The organism is Rhizobium subbaraonis (genome assembly GCF_900220975.1).
Lineage (GTDB): Bacteria > Pseudomonadota > Alphaproteobacteria > Rhizobiales > Rhizobiaceae > Mycoplana > Mycoplana subbaraonis.
In genome coordinates, this window is sequence record NZ_OBQD01000001.1 from 407950 (window position 1) to 423914 (window position 15965).

The window sequence follows — 15965 nt, forward strand, 5'->3', positions numbered from 1 at the left end:
GGGCACATGCAGACGAATGCGCACCGTGCGCAGCCATGCGTTGCGCATCGGCCGTTTGCGAACCGTTACGCACGTTACCAAAAGTGAAGCCCATGCCGGCCTTCCGGCTACTCGGCGGCTTGATGATGACGGCGGCAATTGGCACGATGCTTCCAGCTCGATGGGCCTTCACAGGGGCACTCCTAACGGGAAAGGAGTGGGGCAGCAGCATGGCGCCGATGGTCCCGACCTGCCGGACGCGCCTTCGAAGTCTAGTCGTCCGCTGTGTACCGCGTGGAACGGGTCGCATGGAAATCGAAGGTATCAGATGGCAGTACGATCGCCATGAACTGATTGCCGATGGCATCGTTCATGGCGTCGGCGTCATATCTGCTCTCATCGGGGTAACCGCGCTCCTCTTCTATGCCAAGGTCTGGACGACAAGCGGCCAGTTGGCCGCAGCCGCCATCTACGGCCTGGGCCTGCTTCTGTCGCTCGGCATCTCCTTCGCCTACAATCTCTGGCCGGTGTCGAAGCTCAAATGGCAACTCCGCCGGTTCGATCATTCGGCCATCTTCGTTCTCATTGCCGCCACCTACACGCCCTTCCTCCAGCGCGGCCTGGAAGAGCCGTTGCTGATGGGCATGCTCGTCGCCGTCTGGCTGATCGCCGTTGCCGGCGTGGCGATGAAGTTCCTGCTGCCCGGGCGGTACGACCGGCTGGCGATCCTGCTCTATCTCGCCATGGGATGGAGCGGCGTGCTTGCCACCGGACCGCTGCGTGCCATCCTGCCGGAAACGACGCTTACGCTGATCCTGATCGGGGGCCTGCTCTATTCGGTGGGCGTGATCTTCCACGTCTGGCAGAGCCTGCGGTTCCAGAACGCCATCTGGCACGGCTTCGTGGTCGCCGCTGCCGGCGTCCACTATTCGGCCGTCGTCACCTGCGTCAGTGCGTGAACGGAGCCGTGGGCGGCGAGCAATTCAGCCGCGGTCGCCGCGCACCAGGATCACCAGATAGCGGCAGGTCTCCTCGCTGTCGTTGACGAAGGCGCAATCGACCGGCGCTGCCAGCGCCAGGCAGTCGCCGGAGGCAAGGCGGTGAACCGTTTCGCCCTCGACGAAGGTCAGCGTTCCCTCCATGACGCGCAGCATCTGCCGCTGGAAGGCGAAGGCGGCCGCGGGGTAGGCTACGCGGGCGCCGGCCGGAAGTTCGACCTCGACGAGTTCGGCAGGCGCTGCGGCGGGCGAAGCCTGCCGGCGCCGGTAGCCGGTTTCCGGATCCACCCAGACCGGCTGGTCGGCAAGGCGCATCAGCCGTTCGGCGCCCGCCTCCGCCCGGGCGATCAGGGTGGAGACGGAAAAGCCGAACGCCGCGCACAGCCTGCCGAGCAGCGCTGCCGTCGGGCTGCTCTCGCCGCGTTCGATCTTGTGGATCATCGCCCGCGAGACGCCGGCGCGTTCGGACAGGTCGCTCAGCGACCATCCGCGCGCCTCCCTTTCGGTGCGGACGCGTAGGCCTAGACTCTGGTCGAAGTCGTCTGCTAAAGTGGACATAACGTAACAATAGTAGACGGAAAACGAAGGAGCAAGCGGCAATGGCACAGGAGGTTTCGGCACCGGCGGTCTTGATCCGCGATGCGCGGGAAGAGGACATGGCGGCCGTCATGGAGATCTACAATGACGCCGTCGCCAATACGACCGCGATCTGGAACGAGACCCTTGTCGACCTGGACAACCGTCTCGAATGGTTTCGCGGCCGGCGCGACCGCGGCTTCCCGGTGCTCGTCGCCGAACTGGACGGTGCGGTGGTCGGCTATGCTTCCTATGGCGACTGGCGCGCCTTCGACGGCTATCGCCACACGGCGGAACATTCCATCTACGTGCACAGGAATGCCCGGGGCAACGGCATCGGCCGCACGCTGCTCGGCGCGCTGATCGAGCGCGCGCGCGCATCCGGCATCCATGTCATGATCGCGGGCATCGAGGCGGAAAACGAGGCGTCGATCCGCCTGCACGAGAGTTTTGGCTTCCGCACCGTCGGGTGCTTCCGCGAAGTGGGCACCAAGTTCGGCCGCTGGCTGGACCTGACCTGCATGGAACTCTGCGTGCAACATCCCATGCAAAACAGGAACTTGGTGGCGTAGGCTGAATCGTTTTCAGAAGGATACGACATCAAGAGGTTGGCGGGACGGTCTCGATCGTCGTCGTGATTCAGGAAGCTACATGCTTCCGTCTTCCCGGCCTTGAGCCAGGAACCAGCGCGATCAGGTCTTTGATCGCAAGAGAATCTTTTTGCCTTGCGGACGCAAGGCGGGTGGATTCCGGCTCGGGGCCGGAATGGCGGAAGCGGGAGGTCTCATACTCATGCAACGCTGGTGTCGCGTAGTGTAAATCTTTCCGTGATGCCGTGCCCGTTCGACGGGGCAGAAGCTCCGCCCCGGAATCAGATTTTCAACGTCGCAAGCCAGCGCGCTGAACCGAAAAGGATTTTCGTCCTTTCGGCTATCGCTCCTCGAACGTCAGCGCCACCCCGTTCATGCAGAAACGCAAGCCATGCGGCGGCGGGCCGTCCGGAAAGACGTGGCCGAGATGGGCGTCGCAGTCCGCGCAGCGGATCTCGATCCGGTTCATGCCGTAGGAGAGGTCGCGGTGGCTCGTCACCGCACCCGGCTCGATCGGCTGGGTGAAGCTCGGCCAGCCGGTCCCGGAATTGAATTTCGCCTCGGAACTGTAGAGCGGGCGATCGCAGCAGACGCAGCGATAGGTGCCTGTCTTCGAACTGTCGAAATCCGGGCTGGAAAACGCCCGTTCCGTGCCGTGCTCGCGGGTGATGCGGTATTGCTCCGGGGTCAGCAACTGGCGCCATTCCTCGTCCGTCTTGAAAACCTTCAGCTTTGCATTCTCACTCATGGGCGTCTCCTTCGGCCCCCTATGTAGGGTGCAAAAGCGGGTAATAACATGGATGTGTTCGCCAAAATGTCTGGTCGTTGCTTTCCATGCAGGAGGATTTCGGCCATACAGGCTCGCAATCAGTTCGCCGAGCCGTAGCGCGGCATTCGACTGTCGCCGAGACGAAGGTCCTACGGTCGGCAATCGGTGCGGGGCAAGGGGTGACCGGCACGTCCGAAGGCGCGCTGCAGTAGCGTGGTTGGGGAGAAGGAATGCAATCAGGCATGATGGCCATGACGTTCGTCGCTTTCTGTCTGCCCTTTGCGGGCGCGCTGGCCGCACCCCTTCTTACCCGTCTGCTTGGTTCTCGCGCCGCCCTGCCGCTTTCGCTTTTCCCGCTGGCGATCTTCGTTCACTTCGCGCAACTCCTGCCGGAAATCGGCCGCGGCGAGATCGTCACCGGCGGCTATATGTGGGTGCCGCACTACAATGTCAGCTTTTCCTGGCTGATCGACGGTCTCTCGCTGACCTTCCTGCTGCTGATTTCGGGTATCGGCGCGCTGATCGTCCTCTATTCCGGCGCCTACCTGAAGGGCCACCCGCATCAGGGGCGCTTCTTCTCCTTCATCCTGATGTTCATGGGCGCCATGCTGGGCCTCGTGGCGTCGGACAGCTTCCTGATGCTGTTCGTCTTCTGGGAACTGACTTCGATCACCTCCTTCCTGCTGATTGGCTTCGATCATGCGCGGGAGGCATCGCGCCGGGCTGCGCTGCAGGCGCTGGTCGTCACCGGCGGCGGCGGACTTATGCTGCTCGCGGGGCTGCTGGTTATCTGGGACGTCACCGGCGTCACCCAGCTGTCGTTGCTGCTGTCCTTCGGCCCCGAAGTGCGCGCAAGCCCGTTCTACGTCGCGATCCTGGTGCTGGTGCTGGGCGGCGCGTTTACGAAATCCGCGCAGTTCCCCTTCCATTTCTGGCTGCCGAACGCGATGGAGGCGCCGACCCCGGTCTCCGCGTACCTGCATTCGGCGACGATGGTGAAGGCCGGCGTCTATCTGCTGATGCGCCTGAATCCCGTGCTCGGCGGCACGACGCCGTGGGAGACGATCCTGCCGGCCTTCGGCGGGTTGACGCTGCTCGTCGGCGCCGTCCTCTCGATCCGGCAGACCGACCTGAAGCTCATGCTGGCCTACACCACCGTCGCCTCGCTCGGCCTGCTCGTCATGCTGACCGGCTTCGGCTCGGAACACGCGGCGGCAGCCGCCGCCCTCTATCTGGTGGCGCACTCGCTGTTCAAGGGCGCGCTCTTCATGGTTGCCGGCCTTGTCGACCACGAGACCGGCACGCGCGACATCACCCGGCTCGGCGGGCTTGGTCGCGCCATGCCGCTGACCTTCGCAGCCGCGCTCCTGGCGGCGCTGTCGATGGGTGGATTGCCGCCCTTCTTCGGCTTCCTCGCCAAGGAAGAGGTCTATGTGGCGCTTTCGGGCGGCAGCCTGCGGTCGATGGCGTTCATGCTGGCGGCGGTGATCGGCAACGCGCTGATGTTCGCGGTGGCCTTCGCGATCGCCCTGAAGCCGTTCCTCGGCCCCCGCGTTGCGACGCCGAAGGCGCCGCACGAGGGGCCGGCGCTTCTCTGGCTCGGCCCGATGCTGCTTGCGGTCTGCGGCCTTGCGGCCGGCCTGATCTCGGCTGAAGTCCACGCGCTTGTCACGTCACCGCTGGCGTCCGCGATTGCCGGACAGCCGCAGGTGGTGACCGTTTCGGCCATGCCGCATGTCAGCCTTGCGCTGCTCCTGTCTGCCGTGACCATTGTGCTCGGCGTCGCCTTCTTCCTGCTTCTGGATCGCGCACGGCTCGCTGCCGACCGGCTGGTCGAGGACATCGGCTGGGGGCCGGACCGCGGCTTCGACCAGTTCATGGCCGGCCTCGTGCGCTTCTCGCACCGGCTGACGCGGCTGCTGCAGCCCGGCCGGATGGAAGTCTACCTCACGATAACCTTCGCCGTCGTCGCAGCAGCACTTCTCTTGCCGCTGGCCTGGTACGGCGAGTGGCCGCGCCTGCCGATCTGGCCGGCCGATGCGCAGTTCCACGAACTCGCGGTAATGGCGCTGGCGATCGCCGGCGTCTTCGGCGTGCTGACGGCGACAAACAGGCTGAACGCCATCCTCGCGCTCGGCATCCAGGGCTTCGCCGTGGCGCTGCTGTTCCTGCTGTTCGGCGCGCCCGACCTGTCCTTCACCCAGTTCATGGTCGAGACGCTGTCGGTCGTCATCCTGACGCTGGTGATGACCCGGCTGCACCTGCAGCCGCGCGATGCCCGCCCGCTTTCGCAGAAACTGCCAGATGCGGCGCTTGCGATCGCCTGCGGGCTGGGCTTCTCCCTCTATCTGCTGAAGGTCACACAGGGCCGCTTCGATCCCGTCCTGACGGAGTTCTTCAACCTCTATTCCAAGGCGATCGCGCATGGCGCCAATGTCGTCAATGTCATCATCGTCGATTTCCGCGGCACCGACACACTCGGTGAGATCGCCGTCGTCATGACGACCGGGCTTGCCATCCTCTCCCTGATCCGCATCCGCAAGTCGGTCGCGGGATCTGCCGCGACAGCCACCGGCCCAAAGAAGGCCACAGCAGGGGATACGCAGCGATGAATACTGTCATCTTCCGCACGCTCGCCCCCTTCCTGACCGCGCTGATGCTGCTCTTCTCGGTGTTCGTGCTGCTGCGCGGCCACAACGAACCCGGCGGCGGTTTCATCGGCGGGCTGATCGCGGCCGCGGCGATGGCGATTTACGGGGTGGCGCGCGGAATCCAGCCGGTGCGCGAAGCGTTGTGGTTCCATCCGATGGCGATCGCAGCCTTCGGCCTGCTGCTCGCCTGTGTCGCCGGGCTGGTCTCGATGCTCGCAGCCGTTCCCTTCCTGACGGGGCTGTGGATCTATCCGAGCCTCTTCGGCGTCGAGGTCCCGCTCTCCACCGTGATGCTATTCGATCTCGGCGTCTATCTCGTCGTGGTCGGCGCCATCACCTCGATCGCCCTGGCGCTGGAGAGGGAGGATATCTGATGGAAGTACTCTTCTCCCTCCTCGTCGGCGTCTTCTTCGCCGCTGCCATCTATCTGATGCTGTCGAAGTTTCTCGTGCGCATCCTCCTCGGCGTCGCGATCCTCGGCAATGCGGTCAATCTGCTGCTGTTCACCAGCGGACGCATCCTGCGTGAGGTGCCGCCGGTCATTCCCGCCGGCCTCGACCGGCAGGTGGCCGTGACCGCCAACCCGTTGCCGCAGGCGCTGATCCTGACGGCGATCGTCATCTCCTTTTCGTTCTTCGCCTTCCTGCTGGTGCTGTCCTATCGCGCCTTCCAGGATCTCGGCACCGACAACGCCAATGACATGCGCGTCGCCGAGCCCGTGGCGGACAGCGCGCCTCCGACCGGATACTGATACCCCATGGCCGCACCCGCTGGTTCCGCGATCGATCTGTCTGCCGCGCTCGTCCTGGCGCCGGCCCCGCTTGCCGACTGGCTGGTGATCCTGCCGGTCGTCTGGTGCCTGACGAGCGGCGCCGTGCTGCTGATGCTGCGCAAGAACCTGCACATCCAGCCGCTGCTCGCCATCCTGGCGCTTGCCGTGCTCGTCGTGCTGGACGGCCTGCTTCTGTGGCGCGTTGTCGATGGCGGTCCGCTGACCATGGTGATGGGGCGCTGGTTGCCGCCCTTCGGCATCGCCTTCACCGCCGATCTCACCGGCGCGCTGTTTGCATTGTTCTCCGCGCTGGTGGCGCTGGCCGGCGGCGTGTTCGCCGTGCAGAACATCGACGGCTCCGGCCGCCGCTACGGCTTCTATCCGTTCCTGCTCTTGCTGATGGCGGGCGTGTCCGGCGCGTTCCTGACCGGCGACATCTTCAATCTCTATGTTTGGTTCGAGGTGCTGCTGATCTCGTCCTTCGGGCTGCTCGTGCTCGGTTCCGAGCCGAAGCAGATCGACGGCGCGGTCAAGTATGCCTTCCTCAACCTCGTGGCGACGACGCTGTTCCTGATCGCGGTCGGCTATCTCTACGGGCTGTTCGGCACGCTCAACATGGCCGATATCGCCATCAAGGCGGCCGAGCGCCGGGCGGACCTGCCGCTGATGACGCTGGCCACCCTTTTCGTCCTCGCCTTCGGCATGAAGGCGGCCGCCTTCCCGGTCAATTTCTGGCTTCCCGCCTCCTATCATACCCCGCGCATCGTCGTCTCCGCGCTCTTCGCCGGGCTGCTGACCAAGGTCGGTATCTATTCCCTCGTGCGTGTCATGGTCATGCTGTTTCCCGTCGAGCGGGAGGAACTGAGCTTCGTCATCGCGGTGGCAGCGGCTGCGACCATGCTTCTCGGCGCGCTCGGCGCCATCGGCCAGAGCGACATCCGCCGTCTGCTCGGCTATCTCGTGGTTTCCGGCATTGGCGTGATGCTGGCCGGCATTGCCGTGGGCGGCCCCGGCGTCGCTGGCGCGATCTTCTATGCGCTCCATTCCATGGTGGTGATGACGGCGCTCTATATGGCCAGCGGTGTGGCGGGCCGGCTGTCCGGCACCTTCGACCTCAACGGGGCGGGGGGGCTTTATGGTCGCGCGGCCTATTTCTCCGCCCTGTCGCTTATCCTGTTCCTGTCGGTCGCGGGCATGCCGCCCTTCTCCGGTTTCTGGCCGAAGGTGATGGTGGCAAAGGCCGCGATCGATATCGGCGCATGGTGGCTGGCGGGTTCGGTCCTTCTCACCGGTTTCCTGACGATGATCGCGGTCGGTCGCGTCTGGGCGCTGGCCTACTGGCGGCCATCGGCCGCGCCGGCAGGCGAGGGGGCGGGCGCGGGTGCAGGGCCGGGGGCCGCAGTTGTCCTGCCGCTTTCCGCACTCGTGCTCGTCACCGTGCTGGTCGGCCTGTTCCCCGATCCGCTGCTGTCGCAGATCCAGGCGGCGGCGACCCTGCTGGCCGACCCCTCCGCCTATGTCGATTCCGTCTTCCCGCATGGAGCGCGATGATGAAGCTGGTCATTCCCGCAGTGGTGTTCGCGGTAGTCTGGGCGGCCGTCACCGGCAGCCTGTCGCCGCTCAACGTGATCCTCGGCTTTGTGCTCGGTCTTCTGGCGCTCTGGCTCATCCGCCGCGATTTCGCAGGCAACCGCACGGCTTTCCGTCCCTTGCGGCTTCTGGCGCTCGCAGCCCTTTTCGTCAAGGAACTGGCGCTGTCGGCCTTTCGGGTCGCCGTCCTCGTCGTAAGGCCGCGCATGGTGCTCAAGCCCGGCATCTTCGCCTTCCCGCTCACGGTCGACCGCGACATCGAGATCACCCTTCTGGCGAACCTGATTACGCTGACGCCGGGAACGCTGTCGGTCGACGTCTCCGACGACCGCCGCTTCCTCTACGTGCACGCGCTGGACTGTTCCGATCCCGTGGCCGCCAGGCGCGACATCGCAAACGGCTTCGAGCGCAAAATCCTGGAGGCGCTCCGCTGATGACCGCCCAGACGATCGTCCTTGCCGCATCCTCCTTCGCGCTCTTGTTGATGTGCGTCGCCTTCTTTCTCACCGCATGGCGGGTGATCAAGGGGCCGACGCTGCCGGACCGGATCGTCGCGCTCGACATGCTGGTGGCGATCGCGATCGGCTTCCTGGCCGTGGTCGCGATCAAGACGGGCTTCAACCTCTACGTCGACATCGCCATATCGCTCGGACTGGTCGGTTTCCTGGCGACGGTGGCGCTTGCCCGCTTCGTCCTCAGCCAGGGCATGCCGGAGGACGACCGCGATCCGCTGGCTTCCCCGGCTGCGCGCGGCGCGCAGTCGCCCGAACAGCGGCGGAAGCGTTCGCCCGCCAGGCGAAGGGGGCGCTGAGATGGATATTCTGCTGGCTCTTGTCGTTGCCGTGCTGCTGGTGGCTGGGGGTGTCTTTGCCTTGCTGGCTGCCATCGGCATCGTGCGTCTTCCCGACGTCTATACGCGCATGCATGCCGCCTCCAAGGCCGGCACGGTCGGCTCCGGCCTCATGCTTATCGCCGCCGGTGTCCATTCGGGGGAGTTCGCCACCTTCGCGCGCGCCTTCGCCGGCGTGGTCTTTTTCATCCTGACGGCGCCCGTGGCAGCGCATCTCGTGGCCAAGGCGGCGCACCTTGCAGGATACCGGTTGGCGCGCGGCGCGGTGTGCGACGACATGCGTGACAAGGCCAAGAACTGAGCTGCCGATACATTGCGATGCAGCACCTCCGATGGGACATATTTTTCTTGCCGCTTCACCCGAATGGGGGATGTACAAGAATCACTTGATCTGTGTCAAAATAATATTGGACTTTGCGAAAAACGATGTTATGCCACTTCAAGTAAAGCTGCTGTGTTGATTTTACTTGCGCGACCAGCTCCAGTCTAAGTTGCGATCATTCTAAAGTGCTCTTTTTGGGGTACGGTTGTGGCAAAGATTTGGATCGGTGAGGGGCGCTTCGGAAACGGAAGTAATATTAGCTATTTGTGAAATCTGCCGCCCGGGGGAGGTCCTTTCAAGGACTCGGACAGGTTCACCCAGCCCTGACAAGGTTAGCTTTGCGTAAGATCGCAGTTTGTTCCGCCTTCGCATGCCTTGCGATGGGCGGTTCAACCGACAGGAGAAGAAAATGACTGAGATTTCCGACGGCAACGGCTCTAATCTGCTGGTAGAATTGACTGCCGACATCGTTGCCGCCTATGTCAGCAACCACGTCGTCCCCGTTTCCGAACTTTCGACTTTGATCGCCGATGTACACACCGCACTGAACAACACGTCGCAACCGGTTGTTGTTGCCGAGGTGCCTGTGCCGGCTGAAAAGCCGAAGCCCCCGGTGCCGATCCGCAAGTCGGTGCAGAACGACTTTATCATCTGCCTCGAAGACGGCCAGAAGTTCAAGTCGCTCAAGCGCCACCTGATGACCCACTACGGCATGACCCCGGAGGAGTACCGCGAGAAGTGGGACCTCCCTGCCGATTATCCGATGGTTGCGCCCGCCTATGCCGAGGCGCGTTCGCGTCTGGCCAAGGAGATGGGCCTCGGTCAGCGCCGCAAGGCCCGCCGCTGACGCGCAATCGCGTGTTTCCAAGCGCGGTCACTACCATCAAGGCTTCCCCGATGCGCGGGCCACCCGCCTGCATGAGGAAGCCGCAAGAACCGAACCGGGCCGTCGCGCCCGGTTTTTTTACGCCCCTTGAAAGGAAAAAAAGCCTATTTCGGGGATGTTTGTTTACAATTTCCTTATGATTTCAATGAAGGGTTGTGCTGCGATGCTTCATTCATCCCCGCTTCCTGCGTAGGGTGTATGAATAAATTCCTATAACGGAGTGAGCACCATGCACGATCCTGAGCCGGACCCACATCGAACCGCCGTTGCAGCGCCTGCGGCCCCCGAAGGCGTCGTCCGCCGCACCGCCAAGCGACCCCGCCGATCCCGCGGAACGGCACGCTTCGGCGCGCGCCGAAGCCGGCTTCTGTCGGTCATGCAATCCGGCGACGGCGCTTTCGACTGCACCGAACCGGCCGTGCGCTCGGTCTGCCGTATCGTCCGTCAGCTGGTCGCAGAGCTTCTGGCGCTGGCGAGCGACCGGCAGATGCGGAGGCGCAACAGCCGCCGGGCGGCCGCGCATATCCGCCAGATCGCCATGTATGTCTGCCATGTGGCGCTCCAGATCTCCTTCGTGGAGATCGCAGCCGCCTTCGGCCGCGATCGCACCACGGTCAGCCACGCCTGCAACGCCGTCGAGGATCGGCGTGACGACTGCGCTTTCGACGATTTCGTCGCCACCGTTGAGCGCATCGCGCTTTCGATCTTCGCAAGCGCCGGGGCGGTCGAGCATGAATGAGAAAAAATCCGCGATGCCTGCACCCGCCGGCAGGCCACTCGCAGCGTTGCTGCGCTTTCTGGCGACCGCCGGAAAGGCGAAGCTCGGCGCCGGGGACCCCCTCAGCCTCAAGTCCGAAGGCGGCAGGACGGCGACCGTCGCCGCGGACGTCGTGCGCGAAGCGGTCCGGCTCGGGCTGGCGGTCCGGAACGGCGACGAGCTGTCGGCCGCAGCCGGAACCAGGACCTATCTGCGCCGCCTTCTGGCCGGTGTGGAGGGCTATCAGGACCAGCACCGCGACATCGCCGCGCGCACGGTCGATACCGCGTCCGGCCGCCAGGCGGTGCGGGTCAACCAGCTGGAATCGCCGCTATCGGCGCTGGCGCGCCTGAAGGACAAGGCCGGGACGCCTTATCTCGGCGAGAGTGCCGTTGCCGCCGGCGAGCGCCTCGCGCGCGATTTCCTGCGGTGCGGCTTGCAGCCGCGGCTGACGATGAGCTGGGAACCGCGTCTTGCCGGGCGCAATGGCGGCGAACTGGGTCAGGCGCGCGAGATCTCCGATACGGCGGTGGCAGCTCGGCAGCGCCTGCAGGCTGCCATCGAGGCGATGGGGCCGGAGCTTGCCGGCGTCGCCCTTGACGTCTGCTGCTTCATGAAGGGGCTGGAGACGGTGGAGCGCGAACGCCAGTGGCCCGTGCGTTCCGCCAAGCTGATGCTGCGCGCGGCCCTGATGGCACTGTCACGTCACTACGCGCCCGCGCCACCGCCGCAGCGGCGCAGCCACAGCTGGGGCGCGGAGGGTTTCCGGCCCGACATGGCCGACCGCTTCGGCCGGGCGGATTGAGCCGAACGGAAATGAGGTGAGCGAAGGTCGCTGCCGTCTCAGGCGGCGACACGCACCGTCGCTTCCTCGCGGATGCGCCGCACCATCGAGCGCAATCCGTTGGCGCGCTGGGAGGAGAGATGCTCGACGAGGCCGATCTTGTTGAAGACGTCCAGCGCATCGGTGCGGGCGATCTCGGACGCGTGCCTGCCGGAATAGACAGCCAGAACGATGGCCACCAGGCCACGGACGATATGCGCGTCCGAATCGCCCTCGAAGGTCAGGACCGGGTCGCTGCCGCCGTCCGAATGGGTCACGAGCCAGACCTGGCTGGCGCAGCCCTGCACCTTGTTTTCCGACGCGCGCTTGTCTTCGCTGAGCTCCGGCAGCGCCTTGCCGAGCTCGATGACATAGCGATAGCGGTCCTCCCACTCGTCGAGAAAGGCGAAGTCGTCGATGATCTGGGCGAGGTCTGTCATGTCGTGTCCCGTTGTCGTCTGCCGCCACATATAATACCAATGATCGACGATAGTAACCTATTGCGCCGGATCGATTTAGGTTTCCGGCCAGGCGACAACCGCTTCCGGGCCAATCGGTCCGCTCCGGTCTTTTCCTTGCCGGATGACCGGATGGAGGCCGCACATCATCGATCATTGGTATGATGCAGTCGACCTGCGATTTGAACCATGCAGCTGTGCGGGCGCCGGCGCCAAAAAAAAACGCCGCGAGGCATGGGCAATCCTCGCGGCGGCTGTAAACAGCGACAGTTCAGGCAGTAATGGAAGATATCAGGATACCGGGTCGGGACGGCGCGAGGGAACGGCGATGGTGCCGGTGACGACGCCGTCCGGCTCACCTGCGGCCTTGTGCGCCTCCTCGGCGGCCGGCACGGAAAGTGCGGGCATCGGCTGGTCGAGGGCGGTTGCTGTGTCGCCGGGCTGTTCGGCCGGGTCGGCGAACTGGGAGTCCAGCAGCTTGTAGGCCACATGCGCGCCTTCGCGTGCCCGGTGCCCCAGCGCCACGAAGGCTTCGGCGCCCTTCTGGCAGACGTCGGGCTTCTCAAGGCACAGATCGGAAAGGTAGCGGATGGCTTCGCTCGCCGCGTTCACGGTATTGCCGAGTTCCATGGTTGGCCCGTGTTCGAGCTTCTGCGTCGACTCGCTGTCGAACAGCGGCAGAAGCACCAGAACAAGCGAGAACCAGAACGCTCCCTTGATCAGAAACCACATCGTCGTGCCCATCCTCAGTCTGCGGCGCCTGCCACTCTCTTGTCTATGGAGTGGCTTTGGCGTCCTTGCCGTCCGGCGCGACTCTTTCGGCCGCTGCCGTTTGTTGATGCGAGAATACGCGGGACAGGAAAATGGCCCTTTTCCGGAATCACTCGGGTTTTCCTCAAATTTGCATAAAATTTGAAGGAAGCGCCGTTGTCGGGCATTTCTCGCAAATTTTAGCGATCGTCGTTAAGCATCGTGGCAGGAGTTGGGAGACGAAGCTCCGAAGAACCGGGCCTTCACCGTCGACCGGCGCGGCACACAGGTTAACGCGAACGGAAAAATGCCGCATTTTGAAACGCTTACCCGCCGTTAACCACGAAGTTCAAATGCCGCCCGTATCGCTTTGAAACAGGCTTTTTCGGCCCTTTCGGGGGCTTTCGGACCGTCGATGTTTATCCTTTTCTAAGTCGCCGGTGCGATTCTGCGACCAGATAAAAGAACAACAGACGGCAGGGTATTGCGTGCGTCTTCTGAGTGACATCGCTGACAGGATGGCAGCCATTGCGGCTGCTGTTACGGGTGAGTTTTGTGCGGCCGGCACGGACGCCGGATCGCCGGCGGGCCTGCGCGCGATTCTGTTGTCCTCGCTGGTCGCCGTACCCGTGCTGCCGCTTGCGCTCTGCGCTGTCATGCCGGTTTCCGCAGCGCTGCCGGCAGGTGCGGCCCTTGCTGCCTCCGGCGGCCTGCTGGCGACCGCTGCGGCTTCCCTCGTCTCGCGCCGCCGTTCGGGCCAAAGGCTTCAGATGGCCATCAGCCCCGCGCCCGATCCGGCCGGCACCTACGATCTCTTCGCCGGCCTCGTCACCGTCCACGATCCGCGCGGCCATGTCACCGCCGTCCACGGACGCGACCGCGAGGCGCTGCTGAAGCCGATGCGCGATCCGTTCGGCCGCGGTTTCATCGACCAGATCCACGTGTCCGACCGGCTGGGCTTCCTCCAGGCGATCGACCGGCTGCGCCAGGGCGAAGCTCATGCGCGCATCGACGTCCGCCTCGAACAGGGGCGTGCCGGCGAGGCGAGCGGGCAGTTCCTGCACGTGCGCACCGAGATGACGGCCGTTCGCGACACAGCCGGCCTTCTGGCTTCGATCGTCGCCCAGTCGCGCGACATTTCCGAGGAGGCCCGGCTGCGCAGCGACAGCGCCCGCAAGGCCGCCGAGGCTGAATCGGCCAACGACGCCAAGACCCGCTTCCTCGCCGCCGTCAGCCACGAGCTGCGCACGCCGCTGAACGCGATCCTCGGCTTTTCCGATATCCTGGCCGGCGAGTACTTCGGGCGGCTGGAGAACGATCGCCAGCGCGAATACGTCGCGCTGATCCATCAGTCCGGCGGCCACCTGCTGTCGGTCGTCAACACCATGCTCGACGTCAGCAAGATCGAGGCGGGCCGCTACGAGCTGCTGCTGGAACCGTTTGCGGTCGCCGACAGCGTCAACGCCTGCGAGCAGATGCTGGCGCTGCAGGCCCGCCAGAAGGGTGTGCGCCTGACCAGCCGCGTGCCGCACGACATCGGCGAGGCCGTGGCCGACCAGCGCGCGCTGCAGCAGGTCCTGATCAATCTCGTCGGCAACGCCATCAAGTTCACCGACAAGGGCGGCATCGTCACCATCGAGGCTGCGCGCAAGGGCCGCGATCTCGTCCTCAGCGTCAGCGATACCGGCATCGGCATCCCCGCCGAAAAGCTGGATCTGATAGGCCAGCCCTTCGTTCAGGTGGAAAACGAATATACGCGCAAGTACGAGGGCACCGGTCTCGGCCTGTCGCTGGTCAAGGGGTTGGTCGCGCTGCATGGCGGCACGTTTGTGATCCACAGCGATCCGGGCGAGGGCACCCGCATCACCATCACCATTCCCGCCGACGGCGCGGCTGCGGCCGGCGCGGGCGAGACCGGCGCTGTGGTCAATGCCGGGGAATTCCCGCCGCGGCTGTTTCCCCGCGAGCGGAACGATGCGATACGCATGCAGATGACGGAGGGTGCTTCCTCAGAAGCTGACAAGGACACAGGCTATGAAGGCAGGGGCCATGACGGCACGCGCGCGAAAACAGCCTGACCGCGGGCGCAATGCCGGCGCCCGCAAGCGGCAGGCTCCATCAACGGGTATACTCCAGCGCTCCATGGTCGCGCTCGGAGCGTTCGCCGCACGCCATCCGTCCGTGATCGGCGGCGGTGCCGCCTTTGCCGTCGTCTTCTCGTTCGTCGCGGCAAATGCGCTGTGGTACCAGCCGGGCGGCCATCCCTCGCCGATCATGAAGACCCGCACCGCGCAGAACACGCTCGGCTTTTCCGCACTCCGCAAGCCGCCCTCCGACGTCACCACCTTCGTCATCGAGCGCGAAGGGGAGGCGGGCGACGAGGCGCCGGCCCGCGAAGCCGGACAAGTCTCCGGCCTGGTGCTTGACATCCAGACCGCACTTGCGCGCCAGGGCCTCTATGCCGCAGACCCTGACGGCATCATGCAGAAGGAGACGGCCGATGCGATCCGTCGCTTCCAGCAGGCGCGCGGTCTGTCGGTGACAGGCGAGCCGAGCGAGGACCTGCTGGTCGAGCTCGGCGGCGCAGCCGCGCCGCGCGAGGTTGCGGTGCTGCCGACGGAGCGCCCGGTCGAGACGGCGGCGGAAAAGGATACGGGTACGGCGATAGACCCGATCGCCGCGGCGATCCGCGCCGCCGAAGCCGAGCTGCCGGCAAGCCCGGCACCCAGACCCGCCGCAGCGGGGCAGTCGGCCCAGTCAAGCGCTTCCCAGTCAGGCTCACGCCAGTCAGGCTCACCCCAGTCAAGCGCCCAGTCAAGCGCTCTGGTGATGAAGATCCAGAAGGGGCTCAGCAACATCGCCTATGCCGATATCGCCGTCGACGGTGTCGCGGGTGCGAAGACCCGTGAGGCGATCCGCGCCTTCGAGAAGCACTACCGTCTGCCCGCCACCGGCGAGCCGAACGAGCTGGTGCTGAGCAAGCTCAAGGAAATCGGCGCGCTCTGAGGATCCCGGCAAGAGCGCAAAACGGTTGCTTCCAGTGATGGCTGAAAGCATCGAAAGCGCGTGGTTCCTGTCCGGTCACAGCCTCGTCCCCTCCGTTCCTTGTTGACTGGCATCGTCGCAGGTCGCACCGCCAGCCTTTATGCCCTCCTGCGGTCGAATATTTCGAGCCGCCGGCCGTTCTTAAGGTT

The 15965-nt window shown here is 64.8% G+C and carries 18 protein-coding genes; 14 read left to right on the plus strand and 4 right to left on the minus strand.

The features are described from left to right. Positions 1-287: 287 nt before the first annotated feature. The gene (gene trhA / locus CRO48_RS01885; protein WP_097135861.1) at positions 288-938 is read left to right on the plus strand and encodes a PAQR family membrane homeostasis protein TrhA; all 651 of its coding nucleotides are present in this window, start codon (positions 288-290) and stop codon (positions 936-938) included. A 24-nt stretch (positions 939-962) separates the two neighbouring features. Here trhA and CRO48_RS01890 read toward each other — a convergent pair whose 3' ends face one another. After that, positions 963-1535 (minus strand): helix-turn-helix domain-containing protein, encoded by a 573-nt coding sequence (locus CRO48_RS01890; RefSeq protein WP_097136071.1) that lies wholly within the window; start codon positions 1533-1535, stop codon positions 963-965. Positions 1536-1576: 41 nt separating this feature from the next. Between CRO48_RS01890 and CRO48_RS01895 the strand changes: the two genes are divergently transcribed. Further along, positions 1577-2125 carry a GNAT family N-acetyltransferase gene (locus tag CRO48_RS01895; RefSeq protein ID WP_097135863.1) on the plus strand — a complete coding sequence of 183 codons (549 nt, stop codon included), beginning with the start codon at positions 1577-1579 and terminating at the stop codon, positions 2123-2125. A gap of 358 nt (positions 2126-2483) precedes the next feature. Here the strand turns inward: CRO48_RS01895 and msrB are convergent, their stop codons facing one another. Further along, the gene (gene msrB, locus CRO48_RS01900; protein WP_097135865.1) at positions 2484-2891 is read right to left on the minus strand and encodes a peptide-methionine (R)-S-oxide reductase MsrB; all 408 of its coding nucleotides are present in this window, start codon (positions 2889-2891) and stop codon (positions 2484-2486) included. A 251-nt stretch (positions 2892-3142) separates the two neighbouring features. Here msrB and CRO48_RS01905 point away from each other — a divergent pair, with 251 nt between their 5' ends. From CRO48_RS01905 to CRO48_RS01950, 10 genes are all read left to right on the plus strand, one after another. Continuing rightward, positions 3143-5524, plus strand: a complete 2382-nt coding sequence (locus tag CRO48_RS01905; RefSeq protein WP_097135867.1) for a putative monovalent cation/H+ antiporter subunit A — start codon at positions 3143-3145, stop codon at positions 5522-5524. Continuing rightward, positions 5521-5937 (plus strand): Na(+)/H(+) antiporter subunit B, encoded by a 417-nt coding sequence (locus CRO48_RS01910; protein WP_097135869.1) that lies wholly within the window; start codon positions 5521-5523, stop codon positions 5935-5937. The genes CRO48_RS01905 and CRO48_RS01910 overlap by 4 nt, the downstream gene beginning before the upstream one ends. Continuing rightward, entirely contained in the window at positions 5937-6314 is a 378-nt protein-coding gene (locus CRO48_RS01915; RefSeq protein ID WP_097135871.1) for a Na+/H+ antiporter subunit C, read from the plus strand. The genes CRO48_RS01910 and CRO48_RS01915 overlap by 1 nt, the downstream gene beginning before the upstream one ends. Positions 6315-6320: 6 nt before the next feature. Continuing rightward, on the plus strand, positions 6321-7886 hold the full coding sequence (locus CRO48_RS01920; RefSeq protein WP_097135873.1) for a Na+/H+ antiporter subunit D: 1566 nt from the start codon (positions 6321-6323) through the stop codon (positions 7884-7886). Then, positions 7886-8359, plus strand: a complete 474-nt coding sequence (locus tag CRO48_RS01925) for a Na+/H+ antiporter subunit E (protein WP_097135876.1) — start codon at positions 7886-7888, stop codon at positions 8357-8359. Before CRO48_RS01920 ends, CRO48_RS01925 begins: the two co-directional genes overlap by 1 nt. Then, positions 8359-8736: a cation:proton antiporter gene (locus CRO48_RS01930; RefSeq protein ID WP_097135878.1), complete on the plus strand. Its 378-nt coding sequence runs from the start codon at positions 8359-8361 to the stop codon at positions 8734-8736. Before CRO48_RS01925 ends, CRO48_RS01930 begins: the two co-directional genes overlap by 1 nt. 1 nt (position 8737) lies before the next feature. Beyond that, positions 8738-9076 (plus strand): monovalent cation/H(+) antiporter subunit G, encoded by a 339-nt coding sequence (gene mnhG, locus CRO48_RS01935; protein WP_097135880.1) that lies wholly within the window; start codon positions 8738-8740, stop codon positions 9074-9076. A gap of 430 nt (positions 9077-9506) precedes the next feature. Continuing rightward, positions 9507-9944, plus strand: a complete 438-nt coding sequence (locus CRO48_RS01940; protein ID WP_097135883.1) for a MucR family transcriptional regulator — start codon at positions 9507-9509, stop codon at positions 9942-9944. Positions 9945-10212: 268 nt separating this feature from the next. Continuing rightward, on the plus strand, positions 10213-10722 hold the full coding sequence (locus CRO48_RS01945) for a helix-turn-helix domain-containing protein (protein ID WP_407071880.1): 510 nt from the start codon (positions 10213-10215) through the stop codon (positions 10720-10722). After that, complete coding sequence (locus tag CRO48_RS01950) at positions 10715-11545, plus strand: DUF6456 domain-containing protein (protein ID WP_097135885.1); 831 nt, start codon at positions 10715-10717, stop codon at positions 11543-11545. Before CRO48_RS01945 ends, CRO48_RS01950 begins: the two co-directional genes overlap by 8 nt. Positions 11546-11583: 38 nt before the next feature. On the opposite strand, the gene CRO48_RS01955 is transcribed toward CRO48_RS01950, so the two are convergent. Both CRO48_RS01955 and CRO48_RS01960 read right to left on the minus strand, forming a co-directional pair. Then, complete coding sequence (locus CRO48_RS01955; RefSeq protein ID WP_097135887.1) at positions 11584-12003, minus strand: SufE family protein; 420 nt, start codon at positions 12001-12003, stop codon at positions 11584-11586. 309 nt (positions 12004-12312) lie between these two features. Continuing rightward, positions 12313-12753 (minus strand): DUF5330 domain-containing protein, encoded by a 441-nt coding sequence (locus CRO48_RS01960; RefSeq protein ID WP_176526627.1) that lies wholly within the window; start codon positions 12751-12753, stop codon positions 12313-12315. 506 nt (positions 12754-13259) lie between these two features. Here CRO48_RS01960 and CRO48_RS01965 point away from each other — a divergent pair. Next, positions 13260-14849 (plus strand): sensor histidine kinase, encoded by a 1590-nt coding sequence (locus tag CRO48_RS01965; RefSeq protein ID WP_245423382.1) that lies wholly within the window; start codon positions 13260-13262, stop codon positions 14847-14849. Next, positions 14806-15777 carry a peptidoglycan-binding domain-containing protein gene (locus CRO48_RS01970; protein WP_245423383.1) on the plus strand — a complete coding sequence of 324 codons (972 nt, stop codon included), beginning with the start codon at positions 14806-14808 and terminating at the stop codon, positions 15775-15777. The genes CRO48_RS01965 and CRO48_RS01970 overlap by 44 nt, the downstream gene beginning before the upstream one ends. The last annotated feature ends 188 nt before the right edge of the window (positions 15778-15965 follow it).